The organism is Spirosoma lituiforme, assembly GCF_054776635.1.
The window spans coordinates 1-14839 of sequence record NZ_BAAHBO010000020.1 but is presented as its reverse complement, the minus strand read 5'-3'; the positions used below and the strand labels follow the sequence as shown (position 1 = coordinate 14839).

General features: G+C 50.4%; 15 protein-coding genes and 2 pseudogenes. 5 read left to right on the top strand and 12 right to left on the bottom strand.

Annotated elements, in window-relative coordinates:
• Positions 1-147: 147 nt before the first annotated feature.
• Positions 148-786 carry a hypothetical protein gene (locus ACYU87_RS27060; RefSeq protein WP_461137132.1) on the bottom strand — a complete coding sequence of 213 codons (639 nt, stop codon included), beginning with the start codon at positions 784-786 and terminating at the stop codon, positions 148-150.
• A gap of 758 nt (positions 787-1544) precedes the next feature.
• Between ACYU87_RS27060 and ACYU87_RS27055 the strand changes: the two genes are divergently transcribed.
• Positions 1545-1859, top strand: a complete 315-nt coding sequence (locus ACYU87_RS27055; protein ID WP_461137131.1) for a hypothetical protein — start codon at positions 1545-1547, stop codon at positions 1857-1859.
• Positions 1860-2167: 308 nt separating this feature from the next.
• Here ACYU87_RS27055 and ACYU87_RS27050 read toward each other — a convergent pair whose 3' ends face one another.
• The 11 genes and pseudogenes from ACYU87_RS27050 to ACYU87_RS27000 form a co-directional block, all read right to left on the bottom strand.
• Complete coding sequence (locus ACYU87_RS27050; protein ID WP_461137130.1) at positions 2168-2485, bottom strand: integrase core domain-containing protein; 318 nt, start codon at positions 2483-2485, stop codon at positions 2168-2170.
• Between the two features lie 5 nt (positions 2486-2490).
• Entirely contained in the window at positions 2491-2871 is a 381-nt protein-coding gene (locus ACYU87_RS27045; RefSeq protein WP_461137129.1) for an IS3 family transposase, read from the bottom strand.
• Positions 2841-3005, bottom strand: a pseudogene (locus ACYU87_RS27040) (IS3 family transposase); the annotation flags it as partial. The gene ACYU87_RS27045 and the pseudogene ACYU87_RS27040, both read right to left, overlap by 31 nt.
• Positions 3006-3151: 146 nt before the next feature.
• Positions 3152-3316: pseudogene (locus ACYU87_RS27035) on the bottom strand (IS3-like element ISLbl1 family transposase); the annotation flags it as partial.
• Between the two features lie 13 nt (positions 3317-3329).
• The gene (locus ACYU87_RS27030; protein ID WP_461137128.1) at positions 3330-3719 is read right to left on the bottom strand and encodes an IS3 family transposase; all 390 of its coding nucleotides are present in this window, start codon (positions 3717-3719) and stop codon (positions 3330-3332) included.
• Positions 3720-3751: 32 nt separating this feature from the next.
• Positions 3752-4069 carry a transposase gene (locus ACYU87_RS27025; protein WP_461137127.1) on the bottom strand — a complete coding sequence of 106 codons (318 nt, stop codon included), beginning with the start codon at positions 4067-4069 and terminating at the stop codon, positions 3752-3754.
• Between the two features lie 185 nt (positions 4070-4254).
• Positions 4255-5319, bottom strand: a complete 1065-nt coding sequence (locus ACYU87_RS27020) for a cytochrome-c peroxidase (RefSeq protein WP_461137126.1) — start codon at positions 5317-5319, stop codon at positions 4255-4257.
• A 6-nt stretch (positions 5320-5325) separates the two neighbouring features.
• Positions 5326-5835: a molybdopterin-dependent oxidoreductase gene (locus ACYU87_RS27015; RefSeq protein WP_461137125.1), complete on the bottom strand. Its 510-nt coding sequence runs from the start codon at positions 5833-5835 to the stop codon at positions 5326-5328.
• Positions 5836-5843: 8 nt separating this feature from the next.
• Complete coding sequence (locus ACYU87_RS27010) at positions 5844-7832, bottom strand: TonB-dependent receptor plug domain-containing protein (RefSeq protein ID WP_461137124.1); 1989 nt, start codon at positions 7830-7832, stop codon at positions 5844-5846.
• A gap of 282 nt (positions 7833-8114) precedes the next feature.
• Positions 8115-10691, bottom strand: coding sequence for a TonB-dependent receptor (locus ACYU87_RS27005; RefSeq protein WP_461137123.1), 2577 nt, complete (start codon positions 10689-10691; stop codon positions 8115-8117).
• A 206-nt stretch (positions 10692-10897) separates the two neighbouring features.
• Positions 10898-11134, bottom strand: a complete 237-nt coding sequence (locus ACYU87_RS27000) for a winged helix-turn-helix domain-containing protein (protein WP_461137122.1) — start codon at positions 11132-11134, stop codon at positions 10898-10900.
• A gap of 388 nt (positions 11135-11522) precedes the next feature.
• Between ACYU87_RS27000 and modA the strand changes: the two genes are divergently transcribed.
• The 4 genes from modA (at position 11523) to ACYU87_RS26980 (ending at position 14695) form a co-directional block, all read left to right on the top strand.
• Positions 11523-12272, top strand: a complete 750-nt coding sequence (gene modA, locus ACYU87_RS26995; protein ID WP_461137121.1) for a molybdate ABC transporter substrate-binding protein — start codon at positions 11523-11525, stop codon at positions 12270-12272.
• Positions 12273-12286: 14 nt separating this feature from the next.
• Positions 12287-12952, top strand: coding sequence for a molybdate ABC transporter permease subunit (modB, locus tag ACYU87_RS26990; RefSeq protein WP_461137120.1), 666 nt, complete (start codon positions 12287-12289; stop codon positions 12950-12952).
• Positions 12949-13563, top strand: a complete 615-nt coding sequence (locus tag ACYU87_RS26985) for an ATP-binding cassette domain-containing protein (RefSeq protein WP_461137119.1) — start codon at positions 12949-12951, stop codon at positions 13561-13563. Before modB ends, ACYU87_RS26985 begins: the two co-directional genes overlap by 4 nt.
• A 514-nt stretch (positions 13564-14077) precedes the next feature.
• Positions 14078-14695, top strand: coding sequence for a class I SAM-dependent methyltransferase (locus tag ACYU87_RS26980; protein WP_461137118.1), 618 nt, complete (start codon positions 14078-14080; stop codon positions 14693-14695).
• Positions 14696-14839 lie beyond the last annotated feature (144 nt).

The window sequence follows — 14839 nt, the reverse complement described above, 5'->3', positions numbered from 1 at the left end:
GTCAAGCTAGTTGATGTGGTAGTCTGTGGTTGGACTGAAGTTGTTTCCCTATTGCAGCCTGTCATCAAAATCAGGACGATAGATAATACAAATAAAATTTTCATTGTATGAAAGTGTTGTATAAGTGGCAATATGTTAAGTGGGCACCTATTTTTTGTCCGTCCGAATGTATTCAAAAGCGGGTAACTCAATATGAGTGAATCGGACAACTTGGCCAAATTGATCGCATATGAGTCCAAAGCATGTCTCTCCACCTGGTAATTGGTGCTCGTGAGCGAGTTGAGACATAGCTTTCAAATTTTGCTGTTCCAGCAACGATTGTAAACTATCGTCCTTCGTTGTGATGACTACATTCATTGACTTGTCGAATTGAGGCAACTTCTTCAACTCGGCCGTCAGTCGAGCAGGGCCAGTTGGGCTTTTACGAATATGTTCTTCAAAATACAGTTTATGGACTCTATCCCACACGTAGGTTCGTTCCAAGCCAGTTCGCGGGTCAGTGAAGATGAGTAAAAACAGCCTGCTACTCTTGGCAAGATCTATTTGAGTGCTGTCCTGAAAAGTCACAAACATCTTTTGCAACTGATCAACCTTTCTCATTCGGTCCTTCATTTGGACAGCATCAAGCATTTTAGCATCTGGAAACTGTTTAACTAAGCTCTGATCTTGAGCTTTATCAACCCGTAGCGCCCAGAAATGGCGATAGTGTCTGAAAAAGCTTTGTGATTGGCCATTGCTATTGACAAAGCTTACCCCTATTATCAACAATATGAGATTAAGTTTCAAAAGATACATCTGTTATATAATCGATGTTATGTTAAGTACTACAGAATGTATGACAAAAACAAGACATGTCATACACGATGTGTGACACCAAAATAAATACTTACCAGCGACAAAATGTGGGTAAAAGGTACTGGCTAAGCCACTATACTACTGAATGTGCTATGTGGTTCCCAGCCTAGCCAGTACCGGCTCTCAGGACGGACAATGCGGGCTTGGACGTGCCGATGCAAGATGCCATTGTACTCGCTCATGGAGTAGTAAACACGGCTTAACGAGCACGACAAAAATAAGAATCAGTATTAGAAATCTACTATTAAATTCAACACACCTTTAGGTAACGATTGACTGCTCATTACTCCAATAAATACAATTTAGAGCATGACTTACTTCGTCCATTAAATTCCTTAATTCAGTGTCTACATAGGTACTGCCAGCCCAAGAAGTTGTGCATGTCTAAAAGTGGCCGGATGTAATTAATCCCAAGCGGAATCGACTGCTCTGGAGTTGACGGAATCAGCGGGGCAGCCTTAACTATTGTCAGTTTGAGCATAATAACCATTTGGTGCACTATACTCGATAGCCCAACTCCGGCGTCCTATTCCTCACCCTGCGCAGGTGGTTTTTATAGATACAATAACACTTATTGATTTTGCCAGAACAACCCTGCTTATTTAATTTTATAGTATTACTCACTAAAACCGATCGTCTTTTGGTCTGAACAGTGAGCGTGTTGCCTTGGTTGTTATAGAAAAAACAACATGCAAACGCCCTACGAGTACCTACAAGCACATCTGTTATCCCAGCAACCCCTAATGGAGACCGAAGAAGGGGGATATTTAGTCTCGGAGGTAACTGTCGTTGATGAAACGACGAATGCCTTTACATTTAGCCTGGCTGGCTTTGGCATAATGGCTGGCCAAACTTTGGCCGGAAGCGTAGAGGATTCCCAAGATGGCAACTATCCAGGCACCTACAATTTTGTGGCTGGCGACGCTGATACAAACAAGCCCGTGCACCAAAATTACAGCCGCGACAATGTACTGTTGTTCTTTACGCAGGGAATTACAGTCTAACTTTTCGGCTAAGCGTATCCGTAGCTCAGTCAAACAAGAAATCGTTATGCTATTAATGACGGTCTAAAACGACTTCGCTAATGCGTCTAGCTTCTTTATACGCCCATTCTACGGTTAGAGTGGGCGTCCTGGTTTTAAGTCTTCTCTCAACGGACGGTCAGCCACATTTCAGGATAGGGCATCTCCCTTATCTCTATTGGTGAAGTGATGGACGACCCTGCGAAAGGAGGCACCACTTGCCTGGGAATCGAACAAGTTTTTGATAAACTTGTCCTTACCCCATTCGGTGAGCCAGTCTTGACTGGAATTTAAGCCGCCTGTCGATACTCAACAGGCGTTAGGAACTGCAAGGCCTGATGGGGCCGTTCCGTGTTGTACTCCTCCAGCCATGCATCCACCGTCTGACGTACTTGTCGGATACTCGTAAAAATGTGAGCATCTAAAACCTCCCGGCGAAACGTCCCATTGAATCGTTCGATATACGCATTTTGGGTTGGTTTGCCTGGTTCGATCCAACACAACTCAATCAATTTATCTTGACACCAATCCTGCAAGGCCTGACTGATAAATTCTGGCCGCGGTGGCGGACCACCCGTTATCACTGCGTAGCCGCTCTGGCTTACCATACCGCTTAACCAGTTGATCTAACAATCGGGCGCTGGGCGGGCAGTGAATAATCAACTTCGATACCCAAGGCTTCCCGATTGTAGTCGTCAACTACATTCAAGGTGCGAAACTTCCGCCCACCGGTTAAGTTATCAGACGTAAAGTCCAATAACCAGCACTGATTACAAGCCGTTGCTTTGGGCAGCGGTTTACGGACTGCTTCAGGTAAGCGCTTTTTAGTTTTTCGCCGTAAGCTTAGCCCTAAACTTCTGTACAAACGTCTGACTTTCTTATGATTGACCAGCTCGCCTTGCTTACGTAACCGCCGATAAATCTTCAAAACGTGGACTTGCAACAGTACACTGGAGATTTCACTTAAGCAGCCATTAGGGAGGTTAAGAAACAAGATTCTTGTTGAGTAGGAGTCTGATAATTCAAGCTTGAATGTTTCCGCCGACGATTGTACCACCCCTCGATGTACTCGAAGGTGGCCAACCGGGCAGCAGACCGTGTAGGAAAATCAGCATGGTGCACCAGCTCACTTTTGAACGTTTAAAAAAAACTTTCAGCCACTGCATTGTCCCATCGGACCGCCGACGCGGCAATTGCCTTTCCGGCCGCACGGGCGGCCCCGTCATACTCTGTACCACAGGCAAGCCCTTTAGCTGACGCCGGAATTCAGTACAGGCGTATTGCACTCCACGATCCGAATGGAAGAGCATTCTGTCGTTTATCTTCCTGTTTTTGAGCGCCATACGCCACGCTGCCACACTCGTGTCAGTCGCTTTGAGGCTATCACTCAAAGCCCAGCCGACTACTTTCCGGTCCGCTAAATCCAGAACCGCCGTCAAGTACAGCCAGCCCTCACCGGTAGGAACATACGTAATATCCGAAACCCATCGCTTCGGCGCTCCGATTCTGGCCCGGCCTATCAGCCGTAAATTCCCTATTTAGCAAGTTTTCAGCCACCGGATAATCATGCGCTGAGTCTGTGGTCTGGACCCGATACTTTTTGTACATGATGCTGCGGATGGCCGCTTTGTGCATCAAGCGGGCCACCCTGTTACGTGATGTCTTCACGCCCCGCTCCCGCAATTCATCAGCAATCCGAGGACTACCGTAGCGAGACTCGCTCTGGGCATGTACCTGCCGGATATCATCCAGTAACTGACTTTGTTTTAGCTGCCTGGCTCCAATCGGATGTTTGCGCCAATAGTAGTAGCCACTACTACTCACCTTCAGTACCTTACACATCCTCTCAACGGGAAACTGGTTGGCGTGTTCCGTTATAAATCGGAATATTTCCCACGGTCCGCCGCGCGGTCGCCCCTGGAGAAGATGCCGACTGCCTTTTTTAGTATATCCCGTTCAAGTTGAGCTTCTTTCAGCTCTTTCTGTAGTCGTTTGATCAGCTTCTGCTCCTCGCTCAGGGCGGTAGTCCCAGTTGCGAATTGACCAGGGCTTTTGTAGCGTTGTCGCCATTTGGTGATCCGGCTTGAATCGATGCCAAGTTCACGGGCGGCTTCCTGCACAGAACCTTTGGCATGAGATAGCTCGACGGCCATTTGTTTGAATGCTTCGTCAAACACACGTCTTTTTTTCATGACTAACTTCGGGTTTGTTCCCCAATGTGCCTAAAGTTCGTCTCCAGTCAAATGTAGCAAGTCCAGTGGTAATCTGTCTGGCCATAAAGGGTTCGTGGCTGGGTTAAGATCCGGTAATCAATAACGAGGATGAATCAAAAGCCTAGTCCGTGCCAAAACTGCCATTAGTTTACGACAAAGTAGTGCTAATGGGGGTTGGCGAATTGGGGATTATGAATAAAGGTACTGTCGGTAAACAAACGTAGAAAGGAAACTAAATCCGTTTTTTCGCCCGGTGTCAGATGAAACCCGTTCGGCTGACCAGCTAATTCAGGTGCCAGCATGGGACTAAGCTGAATGTGCTCACTGTAATGATCCAGCACCTTTTCCAGGCTACCGAACCGGCCATCATGCATATACGGGGCCGTTAGGGCGATGTTACGTAAGGTCGGCACTCGGAAACGACCCCGATCGAGAGCTAATCCCGTAATCGCTTGCCGACCCGAATCCGTGGCTTGCTTATCCAACCCGTTATTATGAAATAATTCTTGGTAGAGTTTCGCCCCCCCATGACAATGGGCACAGTTACCACCCCGAACGTTGCGTTCCGACGAAGGTGACCGGTTAAACAGCTGCATCCCCCGCTCTTCGGATTCGGTTAGCTGGTACTGGCCCGCTGCATACTGGTCATACCGGGAATTCGCTGATATTAACGTCCGTTCAAACTGAGCAAGGGCTTTGCCAATCCGACCATCGGTAATGGTGTCGGAGCCGAAAACCTGTTTGAATAGCGCTGGGTACGGTATCGTTTTCTGTAAAGCTCGGGCCGCTTCGCCCGGTTTAGAGCCCATCTCATCGGTATGCCCCAGCGGCACCAGGGCTTGTTCTTCCAGACTCGTGGAACGGCCGTCCCAGAATAATTGACGTACCCAGAGTAAATTGGTCAACGACATCGAATTGCGCTGAGTTGGTTTCCCATGAACACCGATGCTTCGCGCTAACCCATCGGTAAACGCTCGCGCCTGCTGATGACAACTCGCACACGAAATGGTCTGCGTAGACGATAACCGGGGCTCATAAAATAACATACGCCCCAGGTAAACCCCTTCCTGAGTAGTTGGATTATCGGCAGGAATGGTAAACCGTCCACCAAACGAGGCAGGATAGTGTAACGGGTACGGTCCGGTTGGCACGGGATCGTCGACCATCGTCCAGGCCGATAGGCTAGCCATCACCATGGCACCGACTAAACTACGTTTCCAGTATCGCATAGCCCTTTATTTAGCAAAACGTACTTCAATCGATTTCACTTCCCGAATCCAGCGGGCCGGTTTTTTCTCCCCTGGCACGACGATTCGATAGGGACCAACACCGGACCCTAATGGCGCACCATCCACGCTATCCGCCAAAATAATTGATCGTGAAGCAAAGTCCGCATCCAGTTCGGGCAAGGCGAACAAGACCTCATACCCATCAATGGCTTTTACAATGACATATTTGGTTAGGTTTTCACCCCGTAGTTCACTGCCCAAGGTGGCACCCGCCTGTTTCAGCAGGTCTACGACCAGGATGCCTGCATACTGGTGTTCTTTGCCATCGCGATCTTTTCCCGTTACCTCTATATGAGCCATCGCTTTTAAATCGGCCGCCTGTAAAGTTAACGGTTTGGTGACCTCTCCCGTTACGGTCAATACCGTTTGCGCCTGACTCGTCAGCCCGGTTAGCAAGCAAACGATCAGTACTAATAATGACCAGCAACCGGCCAAGTGTGTGTTTATGTTTTTCATACTAGTTCCTACAAATTACTGATGGCTAGATTAATATAGAAGTTGCGGCCAGGTTCCGGGAATCCTTCGGCTAGTGCATAGTTGCGGTCGAACAGATTATTCACACCGCCTTCCAGACTCATATAGCGTTGCAATCGAACGGAGGCCTTCGCGTTAGCGACCACAAAACTAGCCGCCTGGGTGCCGTAACTCGTACTATACCGATCCGAGTCATATTCTACATTGCCAATCAAACTGATTCGGCGCAGGAGCTGGGCCTGAGCGTAGACGAAGAGTTTGTGATCGGGCACGTCCACAAACTTCAGGTCAGGATTGCTCAGGTTTTGGCGGTGAATGTAAGAATACTGTGCGCCAGCCTGAAACGCGGGACTCAGCGGTATTGTCAGTGAAACATCACCCCCGTAAAATTGAGCCAGTCCCGTGTTCTGAAATTGATAAATGCCCGGCTGCACATTATTGACCTGTTGAATGGCATCCCTCAAGCGACTGTAGAAGGCACTAGCTTGCAGGGATACCAATCGGCTAAGCTGATTCGTATAAGCTGCTTCCAGATGGAGGGCGGATTCCGCTTTCAGGTCCGGGTTAGGAATAGCTGCGCCCATGCGGTAGGAATAGCGGTCTTTCACGGTTGCAAACCGGGTTTTCTTGGCGATGGTGAAACTTATCTGCCGTTGTAATGCTGGATTGTAAAACAAACCCACTTGGGCATTTAGCGCATCACTATTATTTCCAGGAAAAGACGAAATGGTTTTCGTGGCAGGTTCGTAATTCTGGGCTCGCAGGCTTTGCCGACTGTTATAACTGACCCCTGGAACAAGGGACAACTTATTGGTCAGGGCCCACACATCCTCCACGCCCACCGATAGGGTCTGATCGATGAACGTACGCACCGGTTCTCCGGCATTATTTTCGCGGTGACGATCCTGTTTATAATGAAATGATGCTTTCAAGTTGTGGCTCGTGGCAAGCCGATTGCCGTATTCAAGCGAACCGCCCTTGGTGTCATCGTTGTAATAGCTGTTGAAGGACGAGCCCCGTTGCTGGGTGGTGTACGTATTATTATCAAAGGCACTCAGCAGGTTTGTAAATTTGTCATAGAACAGACGAACTTTCAAATAGCTGCTCGCCGTCAGGGACGTCCGGGAGATAAAATAGAGACTCTCCTTATCCCAATTGGGCCACTGCAAGAAACGGGCTACCTGCCGGGAATCGGCACCTGCGTAAGGAGGTGTACCCTTGGTTCCCCGCTGATTAATATAGCTCAGGGTATATTCGTCCGTCGCATTAGGGGTAAAACCCACTTTGAGGCTATACTTCCGATCATTCCGATAGGCATTCTCCCGATTGCCACCGTCTTCCTGCGGCTGAGGGATAAAATCCTTGGATAAGGGAAAGGTTTCCTGTTTGAGCTGGGAGGCTGAACCTTGTAGGTAAAACTTCCCCAAGTTACTGCCCAGATTCAGGTTAAGTCGGCGACCCTGTCCGCTAAGCAACCCTGCCCGGCCATCAAACTCAAGTTTTTTCTGAGGTCGACGCGATACCAGATTAATCGCGCCACCCAATGTATTGGGGCCATACGTCACAGACGAAAAGCCTTTTGATACATTAATCTCGGCCAGATCGAAGGTGGTAAACCGCCCCAGATCCACGTACCCATCGTAGGGCACGTAGACTGGAATCCCATCAATAAATACGGGCACCTGTCTCAGATCAAACCCTCGGACATATACCATGGATTCGTTGCGGGCACCCACATTGGAGAGCGTCACCCCGGGTAGTAGGTTGAGTGCATTCCCCACATCGAGCCGATTGAAGGCTTCGATCTGCCGACTCAGCGCGGTACTGGCCGAGTCCAGGCTACGTCGCCCTAGAACGGTTACTTCGCCTAATCGAAACGTGCGGCTGGAATCCGTGGTCGTAGCAGGCTGAGCAAAGGCAGAAGAGGAAGCAAAACAAACCAGTAAGCCAAGTAACGACGTGTAAACCCCGTGTTTCATGCAGGTAGATTGAGTTAAACGTTGTATTTTGACAAATATAACGGTTTGACCTATCGAATAGCCTATTCCCTAACACAAGTCGCTCGTTATCCATAAAATCGGAGATAAGCAGATAACGGACCACGATTTGAGCTTTACCGTATCTTACTTACAGACATCTGCCGGGCTAAGTAGGCTACTTCGCCTTCTAGCCCGGCAGATGCCGAAGCTTTTTTAGGCCAGATCCTGGCCACAGAAGCAGTTGGATGGCGACTCTGGCTGAATCAAGGCGATTGATCAGGCCTACTGTTTACCCGCTAAAAATTTGGGTTCCCAGACCAGCTTCGTGTAATAAAGCCCGCCTACCGCTGGCCCACCAATGAACGTATAATAGGGCTGGTTGAGGACATTCGTCCCCCCCGCTTTCACCAACAGATTAAGCGTTGAGAGCCGGTAACTCACCTGGGCATCCAGCGTATTGATGGCCGATACATTGCCCGTGGCCAGTTCCGATTGCCACAAAAATGCGTCCTGGTGTTTATAATTTACCGAAAAGCCCAGCCCGTTCCACAGATTGCCGTTGGAGATGTTGAGGTTGGTAATCCAGCGGGGGGTGTTGAAGGAGCTTTCTAATCCGTCGCCATTATCGGCCCGGTCGAGTTTGGCATAGGCCGCATTGCCACCCACCGACCAGTTCGGGGTCAGGCTGTAGCGAAGCCCTAAGCTGGCCCCGTAATTATACACCTGGGTTTGGGAGTTGGTCCACAGCCGATACCGATCCTGGGTGGTCGAGGACGAAAAGTAGTACGCCAGCGAATCCCGATTCGAGCCTTTGGCCAGGTTGGCATTCACCTGGGCGATAAAGTTTTTATAAGCCGAATAGTAGACGTCGGCATCCACGTAAAGCCGATTTTTGAATAGCAAGCCCTTGTAGCCCACTTCAAAACTATTGACCTGCTCGGGTTTTAGATAGGTGTAGGGGCTCTGTTTGAGGAGACCTTTATTCTTTTGAATAGCCTGATCGGTCGTCAGCTTATTGGTGTTAACATCGGTAGTAATAGCCGCCTGAAAGGCATTGATGGAGGTGACCAGGTAAGCGTTTTCATAAATTCCCTGCGACATGATCGGCAAGCCACCCACCCGTTTGACCCCCCCGGAGTTGATATTGGTAAAGCCTTCGAAGAGGGAGGGAAAGCGGTACCCATTCTGGTAAGACAGGCGAATGTTGTGCGCTTCGGTGGGTGAATAGACAACCGATACCCGGGGATTCAACCGGGCGTCGAAGTAATAGTTCTTGTCGACCCGCAGTGATCCGGCCACCTTCAGCCGATTGTCAAAGAACTGGCGATTGATTTGGACAAAGCCGCCGGTTTTACCGTAAATAAGATTTTTGCCGGCCTCGGTTGGGTTGATAAAATAATTGCCATCGGGGAACACCACATACCGCCGGAAATCGAACCCCGCCTGAATGCTGAGGCCCGTCTGCTGACGAAACCGCTGCCAGAGGACCCGGGTCGGTTCGACCTGGCCTTCTACATGATACATCCAGGACTGCACCCGAAGGGCTGCGCCAATGTCCCAGTTGTTAATGTCGCGAAGTTTGGCGATCAGGTCGTTAAAGGCGGGTGTACCCGGCACCGGGCGGCCTTTGTCGGCGATGGCGCGGGCATCCCGCAAAGCATCCGGCACCGCTAAACCGGCCCGGGTATCGGTATTGAACTGGTTGGTAAAATCAGCAAACCACTGGTTATCGGTCTTGAATGACTTGTCGATGTTTTCGGCCATGGACCGGATGTTATAGGAATCGCCCGTGTTTTCGTGGGTTTGGTAGGCCCGTACCTGCACCGAGGGCGTGGTTAAGGTCAGACTGTGCTGCTCGAGCCGGTAATTCTCCAGTCGAAAGCGGTTGGTACGCTGGTAGACATTGTTTAACGTGGCCCCCTGGTAGGTGTAGGCCAGCTCGACGGTTGGCGAGAAGCGGTAATGCAGGGATACATCGCCCCGTAGATTCCGCAAGCTGTAATCGGTGGCCTCCGCTTCGTAATAGCCCGTTCGACCAATGCTGTACCGCTTACCTCCCAGGGTGAGCGTTCGCCGGTTGGCCGCTTCGTTCCCGTATCCGTTGACGGGGTCGTAAGCGGGATTATCAGCCCCGAACAGGCCCAGGGACGCGTTGCCATTGGGATTCAGATCATCCCGGTTGCCCGCCACCCAGTCGTAGCCTCCCTGATAGACCAGGTTCACTTTGACCGCGAACCGATTCCCTAGTCGGCGGGCATACCGGATACTGGTTTCGGAATAGAGCTTGGGCGATACGGCGGCATCGCTCACGTGGTTGACGCCGGTTTTCTGGCCAATGCTCAGTCCCTCGGAATCAAAGGGATTGCGCGTTAAAATGTTGACCAGACCGTTCAACGCGTTCATGCCATACAGGGCGGACGCTACGCCGGGCACCAGCTCGACCTGTTGAATGTCTAAGTCCGATGGAGCCAACGCACTGGCAATCGGGGCACCAATGTGGGGGGCCTGGTTATCACGACCATCGACGAGTTGAACGAAGCGGACGTTGGTGGTCGCCGCAAAGCCGCGTGTGTTATAGACTTTAAAGCCTAAGCTGGAGGTAAGCAATTGAACCCCTTTGATATTCTCAATAGCATCAAAATACGAGGGCTGAGCCGAAAGCCGAATACGTCGCGCATCAATGACATCAATACTGACCGGCGATTTGAGAATGCTTTCCGCCACTCGGGACGCGGAGACGACTATTTCACTGAGTTGAATTTTGCGCAACGAATCTTTGGGCGTTATGGTAGTGTCGGGCCTGACGGCGGCTTGTAGGGTCGAATGAACGAAAAGAAAAAACAAGAAGACGTATCTCATACAGGGCGTTATTTTCGAGTAAATATAACCCTTTCGCGCATTCGTTTGGCATACGGTTACGGTAAACAAATGAGCGAACTAAACCGGAACGTTTAACCCGGCAGCCGGGCTATCTCCTCGCGCAAAAATTGCTGAAACCTTTCCTGTAGAGACTCGTAGAGAGCCAGGTATTTTTCGCCCTCGGCCGTAACGATGGTTCCCCCTCCCTACTCGCCCCCGATTTGGGTGGTTACCAGCAGGCTGTCTGCTTGCTCGTTCATCGAATGAATTAATGTCCAGGCTCGCTTGTAGGACATGTTCATGGCCTTGGCAGCCTGACTAATGGAACCGGTCCGCTGAATGTGCCCCAGTAGTTCCAGTCGGCCAATGCCCATAAACCGTTCCGTTACTTCGCCGGACGAGGTTTCCAGCCAGATCCGGCCATTCAGCGTTAATTTGTTCATTGTGCCTTGTCGAACTAGTTTAGGGTGCTAAGATAAAGGACAGGAGCGACGGTTTGGCGGCCTTCGCCCGTTGTGAGGGTGGCTTGGTCATTACCACAAGGCAGAAAAGACGTTCTGGCAGGCAGACAACGAAAAATAGACCTCGCTAATCAATTCAAACGCTATATTTGAATAAACATAACGATATAGGAACCTGATTCTACGCTGTCGTTCGTTAATGATCCGGTTTACAGGCCAGCCGTAGGGTTTCTGCACGCTGGCTTTGTGGGGTCGGTGTTGGCTGGGCTGACCCCGACCTTACTGACTGTATCCGCTGAGGTCAATAAGCGACTCCATCGAAAGCCCGTTGGAAACAAGTGGCCAGAGTCAAGAAAACATCTACTGAAGAATGATCAAGCGAACCCTTTTTTTTCTGCTGCTGGTTTGGTCCAGCAGTACATTCGCCCAAACGCTGCGGGTAGCGGTAGCGGCCAATGCTCAGTTTGTCATGGAACCCTTACGGGAGGCTTTTCAGAAACAGTCCGGCGTTCAGATCGAATCCATCGTCAGCTCATCGGGCAAACTAACGACCCAAATTCAGCAGGGAGCCCCCTTTGATGTGTTTTTGTCAGCAGATATGGAGTACCCCAATGCCCTCCACCAACAGGGCCTTACCACCAGCCAACCAATCGTGTACGCCTACGGCTCGCTAGTGCTGTGGACGTTGAGTGAGTTGCCCCTATCAGCTGATTTGCGCGTCTTACAAAACCCCCTGGTTCGGCATATCGCCCTGGCTAATCCCGAAACGGCTCCCTATGGCGCAGCGGCTGTCTCGCTGCTAAAATACCGGAAGATGCTGGCCTCCCTTCAGCCTCGTCTGGTCTACGGCGAAAGCATTGCCCAGGTAAACCAGTATGTGCTGTCGGGGGCCGCCGAGGTGGGCTTTACTGCAAAATCGGTCGTACTCGATCCGGCCCTGAAGGGACGTGGGCACTGGATTGATCTGCCCCCACCGGGTTATTCACCCATTGCCCAGGGGGTGGTCGTACTTAAGCGGACGGACCAACCCAAGGCAGCCCAGCAATTTGTTCAGTTTTTGAAGACCCTGGCTGCCCGACGTCTGTTGCAGCAGTATGGTTACCGCACCCCCAAATCTTAATATTCCTTTGCTATATGCCCATCGACTGGGAACCCATCTGGCTGACCCTGCGCTTAGCCAGTGTCACCACGCTTTTACTGCTACTTGTGGGTGTACCCCTGGCCAGTTGGTTGGCCCTCAGCCAGTTTTGGGCGAAGCCCCTGCTGGAAGCCTTCGTTAGCCTACCGCTGGTACTGCCCCCTTCGGTCGTTGGGTTTTACTTATTGCTGGCCTTTAGTCCAACGAGCCCGCTGGGTCACTGGCTTCTGGACACGTTCGATCTGCAACTGGTCTTTTCGTTTCCGGGCCTGGTCGTCGCATCGATCCTGTATAGCCTCCCCTTTATGGTACATCCCATCCAGGCGGGGCTGGAGAACCCACCCGTATCCTGGCGCGAAGCGGCTTACACGCTGGGTCAGTCGCCCCGGCGAACGCTGTGGCGGGTCCTACTGCCCAACTGTAAACCAGCTTTACTGACCGGTATCGTTCTTTCGTTTGCCCACACCATCGGCGAGTTCGGGCTGGTCTTGATGATTGGGGGTAATTTGCCGGGACGAACTCGGGTGGCCTCCATTGCGATTTACAATGAAGTCGAGCTATTGCATTTTGATACGGCCCATGCGTATGCCGCCCTGTTGCTGATTTTATCGTTTGTAATTCTACTGCTTGTTTACAGCCTCAATAAACGGGTTACCCTATGATCACGGCTCACCTGAAAATGGCCCGGTTGTTCGCTGAAGGAGCCGGTGAACTGCATGTGCAGTTTGAACTGGCTTCGGGCAGCCTGACGGCCCTGGTCGGGCCATCGGGTTCGGGCAAGACGACGCTACTTCGGCTACTGTCTGGCCTGGAAACGCCTATCCTGGGACGCATCCAGGTGGATGATACCATCTGGCTGGATAGACAACAGAACGTTAATCTTCGTCCGCAACAGCGTTCGGTGGGCTACATCTTTCAGAATGCCGCCCTGTTTCCCAACCTGACCGTATGGGAAAACATCCTGTTTGTCACGCCAAAAGGGGAAACCGGCCGGGCAGACGAACTCATCTCGGCCACGGGATTAGGCCCTTTTGTGCACAAAAAACCAACCGCTTTGTCCGGTGGCCAGCAGCAACGGGTCGCCCCGGCTGTTATTGCTGGACGAACCCTTTGCCGCCCTGGACGAAGAGGCCGCCCGCCAGTTACGAGAAGTCCTGCTGGGGTTGCATCGGGCCTGGAAAACAACGACGCTGCTCGTCAGTCATCATCCGGACGATGTGCAGGCGTTAGCCGATCGGGTTATTCGCCTTTCTCAGGGCCAGATCGTAACTGATCAGCCCCATGAGGTCATTCGGCAGGCACAAGGCGAACAAATTGAACGAGTGTGGTATGATCAAACCCATCAGCAATGGGTAATTTAAACTGCTACCTTCCAACTCCGGTCAGCGAACCCGGCCTGGGGTCAGTTGTCAGTGGGTACGTTACTCAATCTGGCTTGGTAATGGGCAAGGTTTGACCGTAAAACGGGTACTTCTCACAAGTGGACTATAGAAGTTAGCGGACCCGTAAATCGAAGAAACTCGGTGTCATTACGGTCCACCTATCGCTGACAGGGCCAATAGCTTCTATATAGTTGACGCCCTAAACAATCTCTTGATTCCCACTTCATGCCATATTGGCGTATGCTACGAATAATTATTTACAGTTATTAAAAAACGCCCCAATATTGAATCAGATACATAAACGCTCCTTCGTCTCAAGTAGGAGCATTATTTGAGAATTTAGAATTTTAGATATCTGAGAGGAATCTTATAATTTGACCATCTGTAAAGTGAGTTGATAACGCTATGGAAGACCCTAAACGCATCGTTCAAGAAGGATATGATCAGTTGAGTAGTCTCTACAGGACTCATTACGAACAGTTGAGTCCAGATCGATATAGCGAGTGGTTAACGGCTCTGACTAGCCTTTTACCCCTTAATGCCAGTATTCTCGAATTAGGCTGCGCAGATGGCATTCCAACAGCCCGTTTTCTGAGCCAGCAATTTGCCTACCTAGGCGTCGATCTTTCGCCGGTTCAGGTTCAGCAGGCTCGCATCAATGTTCCTCAAGCTCGCTTTGAGATTGCTGATATGGCCAACCTTATCTTTCCCGGTAGCTCATTTGATGCCATCATTGCTTTATATTCACTTATACATCTTCCTGTGACTGAACAGCCTGATTTAATAAAAAACATCTACCAATGGCTTAGGCCAGGGGGCTACTTTCTATGCACAGTAGGAGCAAGCGAATGGACTGGCACTGATTCAAATTGGAATCAATCGGGGGCGAAGATGTATTGGAGTCATGCGGATAGAGCTACCTATCAATCATGGTTCACTGAAACAGGATTTACTTATCTTGAGAGTTACTTTGTGCCGGAGGATAATGGGGGACACACTTACTTTTTGCTAAAGAAGCATTAATATCGCTTCAAACGCCTGTGGCTGTTGCACAACTCTGCTTCCCAAATCGATTTTTCAACATCTGACTTGACAACTAAGACTTCCTACCATTGTCTGCAATTCTTAGTTGAGAAAAAGCATGCCAAAGCCTAGAAAAGTGTCTTG

Bases quoted from the DNA above. Each gene is read 5' to 3' on its own strand.
- ACYU87_RS27010 (WP_461137124.1), bottom strand. From the start codon at position 7,832: ATGAAACACGGGGTTTACACGTCGTTACTTGGCTTACTGGTTTGTTTT.
- ACYU87_RS27005 (WP_461137123.1), bottom strand. From the start codon at position 10,691: ATGAGATACGTCTTCTTGTTTTTTCTTTTCGTTCATTCGACCCTACAA.
- ACYU87_RS27025 (WP_461137127.1), bottom strand. From the start codon at position 4,069: ATGAAAAAAAGACGTGTGTTTGACGAAGCATTCAAACAAATGGCCGTC.
- ACYU87_RS26985 (WP_461137119.1), top strand. From the start codon at position 12,949: ATGATCACGGCTCACCTGAAAATGGCCCGGTTGTTCGCTGAAGGAGCC.
- modA (WP_461137121.1), top strand. From the start codon at position 11,523: ATGATCAAGCGAACCCTTTTTTTTCTGCTGCTGGTTTGGTCCAGCAGT.
- ACYU87_RS27030 (WP_461137128.1), bottom strand. From the start codon at position 3,719: ATGTGTAAGGTACTGAAGGTGAGTAGTAGTGGCTACTACTATTGGCGC.
- ACYU87_RS27050 (WP_461137130.1), bottom strand. From the start codon at position 2,485: ATGGTAAGCCAGAGCGGCTACGCAGTGATAACGGGTGGTCCGCCACCG.
- modB (WP_461137120.1), top strand. From the start codon at position 12,287: ATGCCCATCGACTGGGAACCCATCTGGCTGACCCTGCGCTTAGCCAGT.
- ACYU87_RS27015 (WP_461137125.1), bottom strand. From the start codon at position 5,835: ATGAAAAACATAAACACACACTTGGCCGGTTGCTGGTCATTATTAGTA.
- ACYU87_RS26980 (WP_461137118.1), top strand. From the start codon at position 14,078: ATGGAAGACCCTAAACGCATCGTTCAAGAAGGATATGATCAGTTGAGT.
- ACYU87_RS27055 (WP_461137131.1), top strand. From the start codon at position 1,545: ATGCAAACGCCCTACGAGTACCTACAAGCACATCTGTTATCCCAGCAA.
- ACYU87_RS27000 (WP_461137122.1), bottom strand. From the start codon at position 11,134: ATGAACAAATTAACGCTGAATGGCCGGATCTGGCTGGAAACCTCGTCC.
- ACYU87_RS27020 (WP_461137126.1), bottom strand. From the start codon at position 5,319: ATGCGATACTGGAAACGTAGTTTAGTCGGTGCCATGGTGATGGCTAGC.